The 18,666-nt window shown below is 67.2% G+C and carries 12 protein-coding genes; all 12 read left to right on the forward strand.

Annotated elements, in window-relative coordinates:
- The first annotated feature begins 483 nt into the window (after positions 1 to 483).
- From ASC78_RS11750 to ASC78_RS11805, 12 genes are read left to right on the forward strand one after another with little or no spacing between them, the layout of a single operon-like run.
- A complete protein-coding gene (locus ASC78_RS11750; protein ID WP_055801032.1) occupies positions 484 to 2,388 on the forward strand; it encodes a serine/threonine-protein kinase in 1,905 nt (634 codons plus the stop codon).
- 52 nt (positions 2,389 to 2,440) lie between these two features.
- Positions 2,441 to 4,054: a murein transglycosylase A gene (gene mltA / locus ASC78_RS11755; protein ID WP_055801035.1), complete on the forward strand. Its 1,614-nt coding sequence runs from the start codon at positions 2,441 to 2,443 to the stop codon at positions 4,052 to 4,054.
- A 37-nt stretch (positions 4,055 to 4,091) separates the two neighbouring features.
- On the forward strand, positions 4,092 to 4,841 hold the full coding sequence (locus ASC78_RS11760) for a hypothetical protein (RefSeq protein WP_055801038.1): 750 nt from the start codon (positions 4,092 to 4,094) through the stop codon (positions 4,839 to 4,841).
- Between the two features lie 28 nt (positions 4,842 to 4,869).
- The gene (locus ASC78_RS11765; RefSeq protein ID WP_055802114.1) at positions 4,870 to 6,012 is read left to right on the forward strand and encodes a hypothetical protein; all 1,143 of its coding nucleotides are present in this window, start codon (positions 4,870 to 4,872) and stop codon (positions 6,010 to 6,012) included.
- Positions 6,009 to 8,018 carry a caspase family protein gene (locus ASC78_RS11770; protein ID WP_055801043.1) on the forward strand — a complete coding sequence of 670 codons (2,010 nt, stop codon included), beginning with the start codon at positions 6,009 to 6,011 and terminating at the stop codon, positions 8,016 to 8,018. Before ASC78_RS11765 ends, ASC78_RS11770 begins: the two co-directional genes overlap by 4 nt.
- Positions 8,019 to 8,072: 54 nt before the next feature.
- Positions 8,073 to 8,639 (forward strand): type VI secretion system tube protein Hcp, encoded by a 567-nt coding sequence (locus tag ASC78_RS11775; protein WP_055801045.1) that lies wholly within the window; start codon positions 8,073 to 8,075, stop codon positions 8,637 to 8,639.
- 25 nt (positions 8,640 to 8,664) lie between these two features.
- The gene (locus ASC78_RS11780) at positions 8,665 to 9,513 is read left to right on the forward strand and encodes a type VI secretion system accessory protein TagJ (RefSeq protein ID WP_055801048.1); all 849 of its coding nucleotides are present in this window, start codon (positions 8,665 to 8,667) and stop codon (positions 9,511 to 9,513) included.
- Positions 9,506 to 10,021, forward strand: coding sequence for a type VI secretion system baseplate subunit TssE (tssE, locus tag ASC78_RS11785; RefSeq protein WP_055801052.1), 516 nt, complete (start codon positions 9,506 to 9,508; stop codon positions 10,019 to 10,021). The genes ASC78_RS11780 and tssE overlap by 8 nt, the downstream gene beginning before the upstream one ends.
- 10 nt (positions 10,022 to 10,031) lie before the next feature.
- Complete coding sequence (gene tssF / locus ASC78_RS11790; RefSeq protein ID WP_055801055.1) at positions 10,032 to 11,924, forward strand: type VI secretion system baseplate subunit TssF; 1,893 nt, start codon at positions 10,032 to 10,034, stop codon at positions 11,922 to 11,924.
- Positions 11,921 to 12,997, forward strand: coding sequence for a type VI secretion system baseplate subunit TssG (gene tssG / locus ASC78_RS11795; RefSeq protein ID WP_235505064.1), 1,077 nt, complete (start codon positions 11,921 to 11,923; stop codon positions 12,995 to 12,997). Before tssF ends, tssG begins: the two co-directional genes overlap by 4 nt.
- A 40-nt stretch (positions 12,998 to 13,037) precedes the next feature.
- Positions 13,038 to 15,767 carry a type VI secretion system ATPase TssH gene (gene tssH / locus ASC78_RS11800; RefSeq protein WP_055801059.1) on the forward strand — a complete coding sequence of 910 codons (2,730 nt, stop codon included), beginning with the start codon at positions 13,038 to 13,040 and terminating at the stop codon, positions 15,765 to 15,767.
- A gap of 20 nt (positions 15,768 to 15,787) precedes the next feature.
- Complete coding sequence (locus ASC78_RS11805) at positions 15,788 to 18,664, forward strand: type VI secretion system Vgr family protein (protein ID WP_055801062.1); 2,877 nt, start codon at positions 15,788 to 15,790, stop codon at positions 18,662 to 18,664.
- Positions 18,665 to 18,666: the final 2 nt, after the last annotated feature.

The raw sequence follows: 18,666 nt of genomic DNA on the forward strand, positions 1-18,666 counted from the left end.
CTCCGGCGGGGGTCCGCAGAACTCGCTTCGCTCAAACAGCTGCGGCCCTGATCCCGCCTGCATCTGCGCTCCTCGGCGCATACAGAAGGGGTGGGAGCCGACAGGCCATCGCTTCGCTCGGCCGAATTCAAACCCAACAGCCAACTCAAAACCAACCACCACAGGCGCTGCGCGCCTGTGGTGGCCTGCTGGCCGAGCGAAGCAAAGGCCCGTTCGGTCTCCAAGCCCCTCTGTATGCGCCGAGGAGCGCAGGGTTTCGCGGATCAGGGCTCGCAGCTGTCTGAGCGAAGCGAGTTCTGCGAGACCCCGCGAAACGCGAGCACCGCAGGTTGCCCGCAGCGAAGCGAAGGGTCGCAGACAGTGGGGTCGCCTTTCTTTTGCCTACGTTTCTTTGGCGAAGCAAAGAAAAGTAGGTCGCCCGCCGGGGCGACACCCGGCCTCGGGCAGCAAGCTCCCGTCAGACGTTGAAACGGGAGCCACCCAATGACCGAAGAAAACACGCCTCAAGAAGACGACCGCACCCAGGTCATGTCCAGACCTGCCTCACAACCCGCAGGCAACGAAGACACCTCAGCCACCGTCATCACGGCAAACCCGACAAGCCTGTCCAACGCCCCAGTCACAAGCCCAGCAACAGAAGCCAACGAAGCCGGCCTCCTCCCCGTAGGCAGCCGCCTAGCAGAATTCGAAATAACCAGAGTCGTAGGCCAAGGCGGCTTCGGCGTCGTCTACGAAGCCTGGGACCACACCCTCGAGCGCGTCGTCGCCATCAAGGAATACCTGCCGACTTCGCTGTCGACCAGGCAGCAGGACGGAACAGTGGTCCCCCTGTCTGAGCGACACAGAGAAACCTTCGACCTCGGCATGCGCAGCTTCATCAACGAAGCCCGTCTGCTCGCGCAGTTCGACCATGCCTCGCTGCTGAAGGTCTACCGCTTCTGGCAGGAGCGCGGCACCACCTACATGGTGATGCCGTTCTATCGCGGCGACACGCTGCGCCAGGCGCTGGTGTCCATTCCCGCGGGCGTGGACGAGGCGTGGCTCATCCGCATCATGGACGGCGTGACGCAGGCGCTGGCGGTGATGCACAGCGCCAACTGCTACCACCGCGACATCGCGCCCGACAACATCATCCTGCTCGAAGGCTCCGGCCGGCCAGTGGTGCTCGACTTCGGTGCCGCGCGCCGCGTGATCACCGACAAGACGCAGGCGATCACCGTCATCCTGAAGCCCGGCTACGCACCCATCGAGCAGTACGCCGAAATGCCCGACATGTCGCAGGGCGCATGGACCGACGTCTATGCGTTGGCGGCGGTGATGCACGTGGCCGTTTGCGGCCGCGCGCCGCCGCCTTCGGTGGCGCGGCTGTTGTCCGACAGCTATGTGCCGCTGGCGGGCAACGAGATCCTGCGCCAGCGCTATAGCCTGCGGCTGTTGCAGGCGATCGATGCGGGCCTGGGCGTGCGGCCCGAGTCGCGGCCGCAGTCGATGGCCGAGTTCCGCGCGGCGCTCGACCTGGAGGTGGGCCACAGCATCGCACCGACGCCGCGGACGACACCGCCGGGATCGGGCGCTCGCACCAACAGCAGCGCGGACCTGCCGACGATCGTCGGCCGCGGCAAGACGCCTGCGCCTGCACCCGCTCCAGGCGCGAGTGCAGGCACGAACGGAAAGAACAATGGCAAGGCCATGGCCGCGATCGCTTCGGTCGCCGTGCTTGCCGCAGTGGCCGGCGGCGGCGGCTGGTGGTGGTACCAGGGCCGCACCGCGGGCGGGGAGGGCGATGGCGGCAAGCAGGTGGTGGTTGCCACACCGGCGCCACCGCCGGAGCCCCGTGTGACCCAAGCTCCGCCGCCACCACCACCGCCACCAACACCCCGCACGCCGCTCGAATCTCTGCAGTCGCTCGCGGCCGGCGCTGCTCCGGGCTTCGACGTGACGGCCACGCCGAAGAAGTCCGAGGTGGCGATCGGCAAGGACAAGCTCGCCTTCGAGGTTCGAAGCAAGCGCGAAGGTTTTGTCTACGTGTTCCTGCTGTCGAGCGGCGGCGAGATGTTCCTGCTGTTCCCCAACCTGCTCGACAAGTACAACAAGATCACCGCGAACAGCCCGTTGTCGCTGCCGCGCGCCTCATGGCCGATGGATGCCGGCGGACCGGCCGGCACCAACCAGTTCGCGGTGCTCGTCAGCCAGCACGAGCGCGACTTCAGCGCCTCGGGCATGCAGAACGACGGCGTGTTTCCGCAGTTTCCGCTGCCCGTGCTGGCGGCGCTCGAAGCGAGCCGCGGCACAGGGCCGTCGCCCTTGCTGGGCAAGCCCACTTGCGCGCCCAACACCCCATGCAACGACGTCTACGGCGTCGCGAATTTCAAAATCGTCGAGAAGTAATCGTCTGTAGAGCGTTGGCCCGCTGGGCCGTCTTTCGGACAAGGAGGCTTTCATGTACACGCAGTCGCCGATTTTCATTTCCGCCCTTCGCTGGGTTGCCGCTGCCGCGGCCGTGCTTGTCGCCGGCTGCGCCAACACGCCGCCTTCATCCAGCGCCGGCGCCAGCACAAACGCGAACGTCAACGCGGGCACCGCCGCGCCCGACACCACGGCGGCATCGGCCGGCACGCCGCGGCCGGCTTCCACCGGGTCGAGCGTGGCCGGCCAGGCGCGCACCTTCTCGACCCAGCTGGCCACCTACACCTCGGTCAGCTTCGATGCCGTGCCCGGCTGGGCGCGCGACGATTTCTCCGAGAGCTGGCCCGCTTTCCTCGGCAGCTGCAAGGTGCTCACCGGCCGCGGCGCCGAGTGGAAAGACGTGTGCGCGCGCGCCCTCCGTGTCGACAGCAAGAACAGCACCGCCATTCGCGCCTTCTTCGAGCAGGAGTTCTCGGCCTACCAGATCCGCGACGACGACCGCAAGCCCGACGGCGTGGTTACCGGCTACTTCGAGCCCGAGATTCCGGGTAGCCGGCAGTACGCGGCGCCGTTCATCTACCCGGTCTACGGCCAGCCCGAAGACATGCTGTTTGCCGACGTTCGCAAGCTGCCGGCCGGCAGCGGCACGGTGGCGGCGCGTGTGGAAGGCCGCAACGTGGTGGTGCAGACCGGCCTCAGCACGCGCGACATGGGCGCGCCGGGCCTCTATGCGCTCGATCTCTCGGCCCTCACGCGCGACACGCTCGACCGCAAGGTCCGCCTGCGCATCGAGGGCAAGCAGCTGCTGCCCTACTACACGCGCGAAGAGATCGAGACCAAGGGCGCTCCTAACGCCAAGGTGCTGGCCTTCGTGAGCAGCGCCACTGCGCTCTACGAAATGCAGATCCAGGGCTCGGGCCGCATCAAGCTGGCCAACGGCGACATCGTTCGCGTGGCCTATGCCGAGCAGAACGGCCAGCCCTTCAGGCCCACACTGGCGCAGGCGGCCAACGGCAAGCCGCGCACGCCGGTCAAGGTGCGCGGCTCGTCCATCGAGTTGCAGCTGGACGATGGCGACGAGGATGACGACGCGGGCGATACCTCGACCAGCACCATCCGCACGCGCGGCTTCACGCTCGCGCGGCCCGTCGCCAGTGGTGCGGTCGTGGTGCCGGGGCGCCGCACGGCCGGCCCGGTCATCGGTTCGGGCATCAAGGACCCGAGCTACGTGTTCTTCAAGGAATCGACATCCCCCGCGGGTGGTCCGGTGGGTGCGTTCGGCGTGCCGCTGTCGGCGGGCCGATCGATTGCGGTGGACCCGCGCAGCACACCGCTTGGCTACCCGGTGTTCGTCTCCACGCGTGCCCCTGGCACCGGCGCGCCCATGCAGCGGCTGACCATTGCGCAGGATACCGGCGGCGCGATCCGCGGTGCGGTGCGGGCCGACTATTTCTTCGGGAACGGTCAGCAGGCCGCCACCAATGCGCGACGGATGAAGGAGCGCGGCCAGCTCTGGATCCTGTTGCCGCGCGGCCTGGCCGTGGCGTCGGCGGCGGTGTCCTCTGCCATCCGCACGCGCGGCGGCCCGGTGGGTGCCGGTTTGCCGCAATGCCTGGTGCCGACCGAAGGCGTGTGCGTAGACGACTGACTGGTCCGGTCGCTTCGAATCCTTTGGCCGCTCTTCCATGCAAGATACCCTTTCGTCCGCGGAAAGCACTGCGCTTGTCCGCATGTGGCGGCGCCGCCAGACGCTGTCGCCGGACGACATGGGCACCATGTACCGCATCGTGGGCGATGCGCTCGTGGCCTGCAATCCGCCTGAACTCCAGGTGCTGGGCGAGGGACGGCAGGAACTCGTCGCGCAGTTCATCTATGTGAAGGTGCTGCGGCTCGATGCCGATCCCGACGAGGGCGACGAACGCGCGGGCCACAGCGCACCTTCCACTGCCTTTGCGCTGTGCGCCTACTTTCGGCGCTACCTGATCGACTGCACGCGCGCGAGCTCGTTCCGCCGCAAGTTGTCGATCGGCGACCAGGTCACCGAGGCGCAGCTCGAAGACGCGTTGGGCACGGACGAAGACCTCGACGGCTGCCTGGCGGAACACGGCCTGAGCGCCAGCGCGGTGCAGCTGGCCGCGCGTGCCTTCATTGCCGAGCTGCCAGAGCCCGAGCGCCTCCTGCTGTGCGAGGGTTTCGGCAAGGAGGCCGATGGCGGTCTGTCGGGCATTGCTTCGCGCCATGCCATAGCCTCCTACCACTACCGCGCGGGGCGGCTCGGCCTGGTGCACAAGCGCGAGGGGCTCACGGCGGACTACGCCAAGACCCGCCTGGGTGGCTGGATCCAGCAGACGCTGGGCATTGCCATCGAGCCCGGGAACATGGCGGCGATCCTGCAGGTTTTCAAAATCCTCGGTGCTGAAGCGTCTTATGCCTGAAGACATAGCCATTCAGGAACAGACCGCCATGCACACCGACCTCTGGCCCCCTCTCAGCGTGATCCGAAGCGCGTTCGAGGGCACCGTACCCACGGTACCCGGCGCCTCAGGCCGCGAAGCCGTCGTGGCCATGCCGGGCACCGCCTCCCGCTCCGTTGCCGAGCCGCCGCGCGCCGTGCTCGATCTGGTTCTTCCTCTTTCCGAATTGGCCCGGCGCCGCGAGGCTGTCGCCCAGCGCGCCTTCAACGCGCGCTGGGCGCCGGGCCGCCTCATCAGCGTGGTGGTCGAAGGGCGGCTGCTCGGCGTGCTGCTCGACCGCTGCATCCACGGCCAGCTCTGGCAGGGCTGGATGGCCGCGGGCGAGGCCGACTGGGCCGGTGCGTACGACGTATTGCTCGAACCCGACGACGAGCCTTTCGAGCCCGCCTTCGGATTGGTCCAGGCCTGGAACGTGCTCACGCTCGAACCCAGCCCGCAGCTTTGCGCGCGCGTGCTCGGCGGGGTCTCGGCCACGCGGCTGGCCGCGATCCGCGCGGTGCACGACGAATGGGCCGCAGAGGCCCCGCTGGCCATTGCGCCCGAACCGGGACGCATCGCATTGCGCACTGTGGGCGGCGTGTTCTCGGTGCTATGCGGCACGCCGCTGGGTGAAGAAGATCCGCGCGCCGAATACCAGGCGCTTTATCGCGATGCCGCATCGCAGCTCAGCCCTGCATTGCAGCCGGCTTCACACAGCAGCAGCGCATCGGCCGCAGCATCGGGCACGTCGCGCGCCAGGCCACAGTCAAAGCCAGAGGGCGGCTGGTGGGGCAGCATCCGCCGCTGGTTCGGTGCCGAAGGCTGGCTGCGCCCTGCCTTCGCGGCACTCGCCCTCGTCGTCGTGGTGCAGAACGTGGGCCTCTTCGGCCAGCGCACGGAAGACGACGAAGTGCGGTTCCGCTCCGCACCGCCCGCCGCCGGCGCGCAAGCCGAACTGGTCGTGCGGTGGAAGCCCGAAGCGCGCGCCGGGGACACGGCCCGCCTGCTGCAATCGATGTCAGCCGAAGTGGTGGGCGGCCCGAGCTCTGACGGCAGCTGGCGCCTGCGCGTGGCCGACCCCGCGCAGGGGCTGGCCATGTTGGCGGCGTCGCCGCTGGTTGCATCGGCCGGCCCGGCACCGGAGCGGCCATGACGATTGCGGCGCGCCTGCTCTGCCTGCTGATGTTGCTCGCCGCGGCGGGTGGCTCGGCGGCTGCGCAGCGAGCGCTGCTCGTGGGGGTCTCGGAACTGGTGAACCAGCCGCAGGCGCTGTGGCTCCAGGCGCCCCGCAACGACGTCATGCTGATGCGGCAGACCCTGATGAAGCAAGGCTTCGCGCCGGCCGATGTCACGGTGCTGGCCGACGGGGTTGCGGGTGCCTCGCTGCCCGAGGCCGAGCGCATCAACGAGGCGCTGGCGCGGCTGCTCGAGCAGTCCCGTTCGGGCGACTTCGTGGTGCTCTATTTTTCCGGTCACGGCACGCGGGTGCGCGACAGCACCAAGCGTTACCAGGAGCCGGATGGCCTGGCGGAAAACTTTCTGGCGCGCGACGCCCGCGGCGCGGATGCGTCCGGCGGCAGCTTGCCGGGCGGCCTGCGCGATGTCGACTTCGATCGCTGGATCAGCGCCTTTCTTGCCAGGAACGTGTTCGTGTGGTCGGTATTCGACACCTGCTCCGCGGCCTCGATGACGCGCGGCGCGGCACAGCCGCCGGAAGACACAGGCCCCGCGGACGATGAGGTGCGTTTTCGCGGCGTGCGTGCCGGCCAGCTTGCCGCGAGCGGACCCGCTGCGGCAGCGTCACCCGCGCAGGCACTGCCCGAGTCCGCGGCCGGCGTGCCCCGCGCGCGCTATGTGGCCTTCTTCGCTTCGGAGAGCCATCAGGTCACGCCCGAGCTGCGCCTGCCGCGCAAGGGCCGCAATGCGCGTCCCCAGGGCTTGCTGACCTGGGCCGTGGCCGAGGCCCTGCAACAGAAGCCCGCCACCTGGCGCGACCTTTTCAACGGCGTGCTGAACCTGTACCCGGCGGTGATCGAGGAGCTCGAATCGCGCTTTCCCGCACGCGAGCTTCCGTCGCCGGTGGCGGAGGGCAACCTCGACTTGCCGATCTTCGCCAATGCCTTGGCGCCTCTTTCGACACGCCCCGTGTGGCGCGCCGAACGCGCCGGCGGCAGCCTCACGCTCAAGGCGGGCCTGCTCGACGGCCTCGAGCCGGGGCAAGACCTCCGCGTCGTCGCCACCCTGGCCGACGGCATCCAGCGCACGGCACAGGGCAGGCTGGTGCAAGCCGACCTCGGCAACGCGCGGCTGGCGGTTCCGTCGTCGCTGGCCGAACTCGCGCAGGCCACGTCATGGAGCGCGACGCCGGTGGCCGAGCCGGCCTTGGCGGCGCTGCGGGTCCGAAGCGATTCCGCGCTACCCGGTGGGCTCAGCCTCGACTACCCGGCGTCCATCCGCACGGCGGGCGAGGCGCAAGCCGATGTCCGCTGGGTCGACCTTGGTGCGGCAGGCGGCCGGCTGGAGCTGTTGTCCCCCGCACTCGCTGCGACTGCGGAAGGGGGCTCTGCGCAGTCCGGCATCGTGGTGCGGGACATGGCCGAAGCCCGTGTTCGGCTGCAGGCACTGGCGCAACTCAAGTGGATGTCGCGCCTCGCCGAACTGGCGAAGGACGGCCGGCTCGACGGCTTCGACGCCGTGCTCGAAGTGCGCGACGAGAGTCGCGTGCTGCGCAGCGCGAACGTGCGCGACGCGGCTGGCGGCACCTTGCAGCTGCGGCCGGGCGAGCGCGCCGAGCTCATGGTTCGCAATGGCAGCGGCCAGTCGATCGATCTCGTGGTGGTCGGTGTCGATGCGCAGGGCGTCCTGCAGTCCGTCTATCCCCAAGACCTGGGCGAAGCCAATCGCTTCGAACGCGGCACGCGCGAGTCGCCGGCCTCCAAGCGCTTTGCGCTGCCGTGGCTCAAGCCCGGACGGCCGGCCAGGCTGCTGGTGCTGGCAACGCCGGCCCAGGCCCGCAGCGCACCGCGCCTGTTCGGCGCCGGCACCGCCGAAGCCGTAACCAACACCGCGGAACTGCGGGTGCGCGGCCAGCTCACGCCCGAGCGCGAGCGCCAGGTGTACGGCGCCATGCTGCGCTGGACCAACCCGGCCGCGCCCTGACCTCATCCATCGCACGCATCCACCGAATCACACATCACCGAGAAGGAGAAGCACATGTCCATGACTTCCAACGGAGTCCCCGATCCCGACGACGCGCTGCGCATGCTCGATCTTGCGCTGGGGGGGGCGAGCGGCTGCGACCTCGTGATGCTGATCGAACACTCGGGCACCCCCATCGAGGGCGAACTGGCGCGCCAGTTCGACGACGGCAAGCCGCGCATGGAAATTGCCGGCTATTTCTGGGGTGGGCATCAGAACTCGCAATCCGGCCGCGCCGCGGCTGCGCGCGCCTTGTCGAACTTCATCGTTGTGCGCCGTACCGATGCTGCCACGGCCTCCATCGCGAGCCTGCTGCGAGTCAATGCAGAAGCCGGCAAGGTGGTTGTGAGCGTCTACAAGTCGGGCGGCGACATCAAATCGACCGAGGCCCAGGCCATGCTGGAGTTCACCATGGAGAAGGTGCGGGTGACCAGCCACATGCTGCTCACCAACACCGTGCTGGGCGTACCGACGGAAATCATCAGCTTCGCCTTCAGGCGCTTCAGCATCCGCTCGGCGCCGCAAAAGGAGGCGGGCGCGCGCGGCGCGGTGCGCGAGTGCGTCTTCGAGTCCCCCGAATGATTGCAACCAACCTGGGCACCACACCATGACTGCATCCGAACTGCTGAAGGCCGCCGATCCGGTGGCCGCGCTCAAGGCACTGAGCGACGAAGTGCGCGCAAAGCCGGCCGACAGCAAGCACCGCGTCTTCATGGCGCAGCTGCTGTGCGTGCTCGGCCAGTGGGAGCGCGCACTCAACCAGCTCACCGTGGCGGCCGAGCTCGACGCACTGGCCGTGCCGATGAAGCAGGTGTATGGCGAAGCCGTGCGCTGCGAGGGTTTGCGCGCCGAAGTGTTCGCGGGCAAGCGCACACCCATGGTGTTCGGGCAGCCGGATGAATGGCTGGCGCTGCTGATCGAATCACTGCTGCGCCAGGGCCGCGGTGAAGACGGCATGGCCGAGGACCTGCGCCAGCGCGCCTTCGAGGCCGCACCGGCCATCGGCGGCACCATCGACGGCGCACCCTTCGAATGGCTGGCCGATGCCGACATGCGCCTGGGCCCGGTGCTCGAAGCTTTCGTCAACGGCGAGTACTACTGGATTCCCTATGCGCGGCTCGCGCACATCAAGATCGAGCCGCCCGAAGATCTGCGCGATTGCGTCTGGATGCCCGCGCACCTGCAGTTCGAGAACGGCGGCGAGACACTCGCGCTGATTCCCACGCGTTACGAAGGCAGCGAGAACAGCGCGGACGGCGAACTGCAGCTCGCACGCAAGACCGAGTGGCGCGAACTGCGGCCCGAGGTGTGGATCGGCAGCGGCCAACGCGTGCTGGGCAGCGACGCCGGCGAGTACGCGCTCATGGACGTGCGCGAGATCCTGTTCACGCCGGCCGCAACTGCCGCCGCCGCTGCGGAAGCCAGCACACCGTCGGAGGACGGCACCGATGGCTGAACTCACTGCACAGGAGCGGCTGCAGCCGTCGCTGCTCGACCGCCTCGTCGACCATGCGCCGGACGAGAAGCGCGAGAGCGACGACAAGCGCACGCTGACCAAGCAGGCGCTGCGCCAGGCCGTGCTGCGCGACCTCGGCTGGCTTTTCAATGCCACCAGCTACGGCCTTGCCATGGACGACAAGCGCTTTCCCAATGCGGCGCGCTCCGTCATCAATTACGGATTGCCTATGCTGTCTGGCCAGTACACCTCGTCGGTGCAGCGTGTCAGCATGGAGCAGGCTTTGAAGAACGCAATCCTGCAGTTCGAGCCACGCATCCTGTCCCGCACTCTCGAAGTTGAACTCGTCATGGAAGGCTCGGCATTGGACTCCCACAACAGCATTGGCTTGCAGATCCGCGGCATGCTGTGGGCGCAACCCGTGCCGCTCGAGTTCCTGATGCGCAGCCGCGTCGACCTGGAAGAAGGCCGCATAGAGATCGTGGACATGGCGCAAGCCCAAAGATAAGTCCGCCGTCATGGACCCTCGGTTGCTGAGCCTGTATGAACAGGAACTGCGCTACTTCCGTGAAAGCTCCTCGGAGTTCGCGCGCGCCTTTCCGAAGATTGCGCACCGCCTGGGCATCGAAGGCCAGGAGGTCGCCGACCCGTACGTCGAGCGGCTGATCGAGGCCACCGCATTCCTTTCGGCACGTGTGGCGCTGAAACTCGATGCCGAGTACCCGCGCTTCACGGGGCATTTGCTCGACATCGTCTATCCGCATTTCCTGGCGCCTACGCCGGCCATGGCCATCGTGTCGGTGATGCCGGATGCCGATGACGCCAAGCTTGCAACCGGGCCGACACTACCGCGCGGCAGCGGGCTGCGCGCACGGCAGGCGGTGGGGCAGAACACGCACTGCGAATTCCGCACGGCCAGTGCGCTGCGCGTCTGGCCCATCGAGATTTTGCGTGCCCAGTATTTCACCTACGCGCCGGACCTGCCGCTGAATGCGCACCCGCAGTCGCGCTCGATTCGCGGCGGGCTGCGCATTGCACTGCGTGCGACGGCGGGGCTGAACTTCAGCCAGATCGCGATGGAAGAGCTCGTTCTGCATTTTGGCGGTGCCGAAGACGTGGCGTGGCAACTGCACGAATGCGCGCTCGGCCAGCCCGTGGGCGTGCTGGTGCGCCCGATGGCGCCCGGCGGCGCGATGCAGGGCGCGATGAAGACGCTGCCCGGCAGCGCCATCCAGCCGGTGGGCTTTGAGGAAGACGACGCGCTGCTGCCGGTGACGGCCACAGGTTTTTCGGGCTTCAGGCTGCTGCAGGAGTACTTCGCGTTTCCGCAGCGATTCCAGTTCGCCCGCATCGGCGGCCTGCGGCCGCTGCTGGCGGACATGGCGGTGACGGAGGTCGAGGTCGTGCTGCTCTTTTCGCGCGGCGATGCGGCGCTCGAAAAGCTGGTGAGTGCCGACAACGTGCAACTGCACTGCGTGCCGGTGGCCAACCTCTTCAGCAAGCGGCTCGACCGTGTACCGGTGTCGGAGGGCGTGAGCCAGTTCCACCTGGTGCCCGACCGCACTCGCCCACAGGACTTCGAAGTGCACACGGTGACCGAGGTCACCGGACACGGCGCACCCGGCACGGCGGAAGTAGCCGCGGAGCAGTCCTTTCGTCCGTTCTATTCGGCTTTTCATGGCAGCCGCCACGCGCACCCGGCCTACTACACGACCACGCGCGAGCCGCGCATGCTCTCGGTACGCCAGCGCACCGAAGGGCACCGCAGCAGCCATATCGGGTCCGAGGTGTACATGCAGATCGTCGATCCGCAGCAGGCGCCGTATTCGACCGCGCTGCGCCAGTTGGCGGTGACGGCGCTGTGCACCAACCGCGACTTGCCGCTCCTGATGCCGCTGGGCCGCGATAACGACTTCGATTGCATCGACTCTTTTCCGGCGCAGCGCGTGCGCATGGTGCGTGGGCCTTCGCGGCCGGTGTCGCCGGTGGTCAGCCAGGGGCTCGGCTGGCGCGTGGTGGACCACTTGGCACTCAACTACCTGTCGCTCTCGGACAGCACACCCGAGCAGGGCGCCGCCGCATTGCGCGAGACCTTGATGCTCTACGCCGCGCACGCGGATGAAATGCGCCAGGGGCAGGTGCGGGGCTTGCTGTCGGTCAAGAGCAAGCCCGTGGCGCGCCGGCTGCCGCTGCCGGGCCCGATCGCATTCGGCCGCGGGCTCGAAGTGACGCTCGAAGTCGACAAGGATGCGTTCCACGGCCACAGCGTTTTTCTTTTTGGTGCCGTGATGGCGCAATACCTGGCGCGCCACGTGGAGGTCAATCACTTCGTCGAGGCCGTGCTGCGTATTGCGGGCAAAGGCGAAATCATGCGCTGGAGGCCGCTGTGCGGGACACGCCAGATTCTGTGAGCGCCGATCGAGGCGGGCCAGTCAACACGCGCGTGGACAACGCACTGCGCGAGTGGTCGGCCGAGCCGTGGGCCTTCGACTACTTTGCGGTGCTGCGCCGGCTGGAATCGATTGCCGGGACCACACCGCGCTGGGGCCGCGCGCTGTTGCCGAAAGCGGAGCCGTTGCGCGTGGGGCAGGAGCCTTCGCTTTCTTTCGCGCCCGCCAGCTTCAGCCGCTTCGAGCCCGCTACGGCCTATTCGCCGCCGCGCCTGCGGCAGCACTTCTTCAGCTACATCGGCCCCAACGGTCCGCTGCCGGTGCACCTGAGCGATTTCATTCGCGAGCGCAGCATCAACCAGGGCGACCCGACATGGCTCGCCTTTCTCGATAGTTTTTCGCACCGCTTCTCGCTGCACTTCTACCGGGCCTGGGCGCAATCGCGGCCGGCCGTGGCGCTCGACAGGCCAGACGAAGATCGCTTCCGGCTGCAGGTCGGCGCGCTGGTCGGCATCGGCACGCCGGGGCGCACCGGGCGCGACGAGGTGCACGACGACGCGCGGCTGCACTTCTCGGGCTGGCTCGCGCGGCGGGTGCACAACGTCGAAGGCGTGGAGTCGGTGCTGTGCAGCTACTTCGGCGTGCCGGTCAAGCTGGAGCGCTGGGTCGGCCACTGGATGAGCCTGCCCGCCGGCGAACTCACCCGACTCGGCCAGGGCGAGACCTCGCGCTCGATGGGCATGGGCGCGATGCTCGGCACGCGCGCCTGGGACCGGCAGCACCGCGTGCGGCTGCACGTCGGCCCGCTCACGCTCGACCAATACCGCATGTTCCTTCCTACCGGCGATGCGCAGCCCGTGCTGCAGCGCTGGATGCAGCAGCTGCTCGGCGACGAGCTCGAGTGGGACGCGCAGCTTGCGCTGCAAGGCGCGCAGGTGCCGCCCACACGTCTCGGGCAAGCCAAGGGCAACGCGCCTCGCCTCGGATGGATCGCGTGGCTCGGACAGCGCCCGCGCTCGCGCGACGCGGCGGATGTCCGCATCGGCAGCCAGCCCGTCGTGCCGAAGGATCGGCGGACGGCCGCATTTCAATAAACCCAGCTTCCATTCGTCTTGAAGAGATACGGAGTCCTCCATGAGTGAAATCAGCCGCACCGCCCTTTTTGGCAAGCTCAACTCGCTGGCCTACAAGGCCATTGAAGGCGCTACCGTGTTCTGCAAGATGCGCGGTAATCCGTACGTGGAGCTGGAGCACTGGTTCGCGCAGCTGCTGCAGGCGCAGGACTCCGACCTGCATCGCGTGATCCAGCACTACGGCCTGGACGTATCGGTCATCGCCAAGGACATCACGGCCGCGCTCGACCGACTGCCGCGCGGCGCCACCGCCATCAGCGATTTTTCTCCGCACATCGAGAACGCCATCGAGCGCGCATGGACCTACGCCACGCTGCAGTTCGGCGAGGCGCAGGTGCGCACCGGCTACATCCTGGTCGGCATGCTGAAGACGCAGAGCCTGCGCAACCCGCTCTTCGGCTTGTCCAAGCAGTTCGAGAAGGTGAAGGTCGAAGACCTGGCCGACAACTTCGTGAAGATCTGCGACCCTTCGCCCGAATCGCAGATGCGCGCGCAGGACGGCACCGGCATGGGCAGCGGTGCACCGGGCGAAGACTCCGGCGCCATGGCGCCTGCCGCCATGGGCAAGGGCGATGCCCTCAAGAAATTTGCTGTCGACCTGACCGAGAAGGCGAAAAAGGGAGAGATGGATCCGGTGACCGGGCGGGACGAGGAAATCCGCCAGATCGTCGACATCCTGATGCGGCGCCGCCAGAACAACCCGCTCTTGACGGGTGAAGCCGGCGTTGGCAAGACCGCGGTGGTGGAAGGCTTCGCGCAGCGCCTGGCGCGCGGCGACGTGCCGCCGCAGCTGAAAGACGTGAAGCTGCTCACGCTCGACATCGGCCTCTTGCAGGCGGGCGCGAGCATGAAGGGCGAGTTCGAGCAGCGGCTTCGCCAAGTGATCGACGAGGTGCAGAGCTCACCGACGCCCATCATTCTTTTCATCGACGAGATCCACACGCTGGTGGGCGCGGGCGGCGCGGCCGGCACCGGCGATGCGGCCAACCTCTTGAAGCCGGCGCTGGCGCGCGGCAACCTGCGCACCATCGGCGCTACCACCTGGGCCGAGTACAAGAAGTACATCGAGAAAGACCCGGCACTCACGCGGCGCTTCCAGGTGGTGCAGGTGCCAGAGCCGGACGAGGTGAAGGCCATTCTCATGCTGCGCGGGGTGGCCAGCGTGCTCGAGAAGCACCATCGTGTGCAGCTGCTCGACGAGGCCATCGAAGCGGCCGTGAAGCTCTCGCACCGCTACATTCCCGCGCGCCAACTGCCCGACAAGGCCGTGAGCCTGCTCGATACGGCGTGCGCCCGCGTGGCCGTGTCGCAGCACGCCACGCCGCCCGAAGTGGAAGACTGCATGCGGCGTATCGAAGGCCTCACGGTCGAGCAGGAGATCATCGGCCGCGAGGCGACCATCGGCATCGACGTGACCAAGCGCTCGGCGCAGGTGGAGGCGCTGCTGGTCGAATCGAAGCTGCAGCTCGAAGGCTTGAATGCGCGCTGGCAGGAAGAAAAAGGACTGGTCGACCGGCTGCTTGAGTTGCGTGCGAAGCTGCGGGCGGGGAACAAGCCGGTGGATGCGGCATCCGCAGAGGGCAATGCGAAGACCGACGTGCCCCCACCCCAACCCTCCCCCAGCGGGGGAGGGAGCGAAGACCGCGCCGCGCTGCTTGAAGAACTGCATGCGCTGCAGGCCAAGATCCATGCGGTGCAAGGCGAGTCGCCGCTCATCCTGCCTTCGGTCGACGAACAGGCCGTGGCTTCCGTGGTCGCGGATTGGACCGGCATTCCCGTCGGCCGCATGGTGAAGAACGAAGTCGAGGCGGTGCTCAAGCTCGCCGACACGCTCAACCAGCGCGTCATCGGCCAGAAGCACGGCCTGGAGATGATCGCGCGCCGAATTCAAACGTCTCGCGCGCGGCTCGACAACCCGCAAAAGCCCATCGGCGTGTTCATGCTCTGCGGCACCTCGGGCGTCGGCAAGACCGAGACCGCGCTGGCGCTGGCCGAGGCGCTCTACGGCGGCGAGCAGAACATCATCACCATCAACATGAGCGAGTTCCAGGAGGCGCACACCGTCTCCACGCTCAAGGGCGCACCGCCCGGCTACGTGGGCTACGGCGAGGGCGGCATCCTGACCGAGGCTGTGCGCCGCCGGCCCTACAGCGTGGTGCTGCTCGACGAGGTGGAAAAAGCCCACCCCGACGTGCACGAGATCTTCTTCCAGGTGTTCGACAAGGGCTGGATGGAAGACGGCGAGGGCCGCATGATCGACTTCAAGAACACGATCATCCTGCTCACCACCAATGCCGGCAGCGAGCTGGTGATGAGCATGTGCCGCGACCCCGAGCTGCTGCCCGATTCCAACGCGCTGGCCGATGCGCTGAAGGCGCCGCTGATGAAGGTGTTTCCGCCCGCGCTCCTGGGCCGCATCGTCACCATTCCCTATTACCCGCTGTCGCCGGACATGATGAAGAAGATCGTGCGGCTGCAGCTGGGCCGCATCAAGAAGCGGGTGGAGACCAACCACGGAGTGCCCTTCGAGTACAGCGAAGCGGTGGTCGAGCAGGTGGTTGCGCGCTGCCAGGACCCGGAGTCCGGCGGCCGCGTGATCGACGCGATCCTGACCAACACGGTGCTGCCGACCATCTCGGTCGAGTACCTGCAGCGGCTGGCGTCCGGCGGCGAGATCCGCCGCGTGGCGCTCGACGTGAAGGACGCCGACTTCACCTACGCCTTTGATTGAAACAACACAAGCATTCCGACATGGCTGAAGAAAAGTTCCACATCAAGAGCGAATCGCCCGCCGTCGACGATCTGATGTTCTGGAGCCTTGCGGGGCACGAGTCGCTGTCGCGTGCTTCGTTCTACGAGCTCACGGTAGTCTCCAAGAACCGGGCAATCAGCGCGACCGACATCCTGGGCCGCGCCTTCGACGTCGTGATCGATTTTGCCGATGCGGACGGCGGCACGCACCAGCGGCACTGCCATGGCCACGCGGTGCGCTTTGTGCGCGTACATGAACTCGGACGCCATTTCGAGTATCGAATCACCCTGCGCTCTTGGTTCTGGCTGCTGACCAAACGGAAGAACTCGCGCATCTTTCAGGTGAAGCCCACCTTGGAAGTGTTCGATGCGACGCTGGATGACAGTCCCATCAAGCGTGTCAAGAAGACCAATGTCGACCAGGTCATCGGCAAGCACGACGCACTGCGCTACTGCGTGCAGTTCGAAGAGACCGACTACAACTTTCTGTCCCGGCTGATGGAGCAGGAGGGGATCCACTACTGGTTCGATGCGCACGACGCCCCCGGCACGATGTACCTGGCCGATGCCAGCGACATTGCACACGCGGCACTTCCCGTCGCCGACACGCTCGCGCATGTGACCGAGCAACGCAGCGAAGCACGCTTCAACGAGATCAGCCGCTGGGTTTCGGCCACTCGTCTGGATACGGGCAAGTACGCTTCGACCGACAGCAACTTCAAGACGATCAACACGCTTCTCAGCGTGACGGCCGACGGCTCCGGCGATTGCGAGTTGGCTGATTTCGAAAGCTTCGAATTTCCCGGGGGTTATTTCCACAAGGAAACGTCCGATGTCGTCGGCGCGGTTCGCCGGGATGAATTGGTCGGCCGCCGCGAGCGGCACTGGGCCCTGACTGCCTGGCCCGACGTGGCCGCGGGTCGCAGCTTCAAGTTCGAGGGAGACCCCGACGGCACGCGTGACGGCGAATACACCATCGCAGCCTGCACGTTCTTCGTGAGCCATCCTGGCTATGAGGGTCTGGACCGGGCGCCGCAGCCGCAGCCGGTGGCAGACATGCTGCGCGCGGTGCTGGCCGACGATCCGCCCAACCTGGAGAACCTGGGCATCATCCAGGACTTGTTCGAAAGCGCGCCGCAACTGCGCGGCGACGGGCGCGATGCCAGCGTCTTCGTGACGACGGTCATGCCGCAGGCCATGCCCTACCGGCCGCCTCGCCTGACGCCGTTCGTCAAGATGCCCGGCTTGCAGTCGGCCATCGTCGTAGGGCCCAAAGGCCAGGAGAACGAGCCCTATGTCGATGAGTTCGGCCGGGTCAAGGTCCACTTCCATTGGGACCGTTACGACGAGCGCGACGAAAAGTCCACTTGCTGGGTGCGCGTGTCTCAGCCCTGGGCAGGCAAGAGCTGGGGCGGCTATTTCATGCCGCGCATCGGGCAAGAGGTGCTGGTCGATTTCCTGGAGGGCAATCCGAACCGCCCGGTGATCGTGGGCCGGGTCTACAACGACGACCAGCCGATCCCCTACGAGTCGCCCACGCAAAGCGGCTTCAAGACCCGGTCGACGCCCAAGGGGGGCGCAGGAAACTACAACGAGATCATGTTCGAGGACAAGAAGGGCGCCGAGAACATCAACATTCATGCCGAGCGCAACATGTCGCGCTCGGTTGAGGTGGATGATTCGATTTCCATCGGGCGCGACCAAAGCAGCACCGTGGACCGCGACCGCACGGCACTGGTGAAGCGCAACGAGAAGAACACGGTGGCCGAGGTGCAGACCAACGTGGTGGGCATTTCCCAGAGCAACACCATCGGATCGGGCGGCCAGAAGACGCAAGTCGCGGGGTTCCAGGAAAACATCTTCCATGCCGGCCAGAAGACCTCTGTCGTCGGCATGCAGAACCTGACCGTGACCGCCAACCAGGACAACGCCATCGGCGGCTTTCAGAAGACGGTGGTTGGTGCCAACATGGACGTGGGAGTAGTCGGCTTCCAGACGACCTCCGTCGGTGCCGACAGTGCGTTGCTGGTGACCGGCAACACAAAGATCCAGAGCGGGGGCGTGCGCAATGACGTGACCGGCGGCAAGCACGCCATCATGGCCAACGAGATCAAATTGGTGAGCAACACCAATATCGAGCTGATGGCGGTCGCCAACATCAATGCCACCTCGGTGGGCTCGAACACCACCGTGCTGGGAACCAATTCCAGCGGCTATATCGGCTCCAACAGCGAAGCCAACCTGGGCATGAACCGTTCGACCTTCATCGGACTGAACATGAGCAATGCCCTGGCGGTGGACATCTCGAATTTCCTGGGTGCCCAGATCGAGAACACGGCGGCCGTTCGCCTGACCAACGTGGCCGCCGCTTGCATCAGCCAGAAAACGATCGACGTCAACCTGACCACGCTGGAGGTGATCGGCGGCGGAGCAGGCGCGGGTGCCGCGGCAGCCAGCAGCACGGCGGGAATGGTTGCAGGATTCGCAATCGGGGCCGCGTCGGTAGTCGCCGGGCTGTTCGACGTCGCCGCAACTTTCGAGCAGTACGAGAAGGCGGAGGCGGACCTCAAGGCCGCCGCCGCCGAGGCGAATGCGCAGGGGTTGACGGCGCTCGGCAGCAGGCTCGGCCGGCTTGCCGACATCGCAAGCCGCCGCCGCACGGAGGGCGCCCTGGCGGCGATCCCGCTGGTAGGCGGCGTTGCCGTGGCTGGCGCCGAACTGCTGGGAGGCACCGCGGCTGAAGCGAGCGGCGACGCCCTGGGCAAAGCGCCGCACGCCGCCGCCGGAGCCGCCCCGGCGCTTCCCGCCGCTCCGGTGATACCGGCGGTGCCGCCCATTCCAGCGGCTCCGCCCCGCTATGTGCCGCCCGGCGGCTGAGC

Origin of the sequence: Variovorax sp. Root318D1 (assembly GCF_001424835.1) — a bacterium.
Taxonomy (GTDB): domain Bacteria; phylum Pseudomonadota; class Gammaproteobacteria; order Burkholderiales; family Burkholderiaceae_C; genus Variovorax.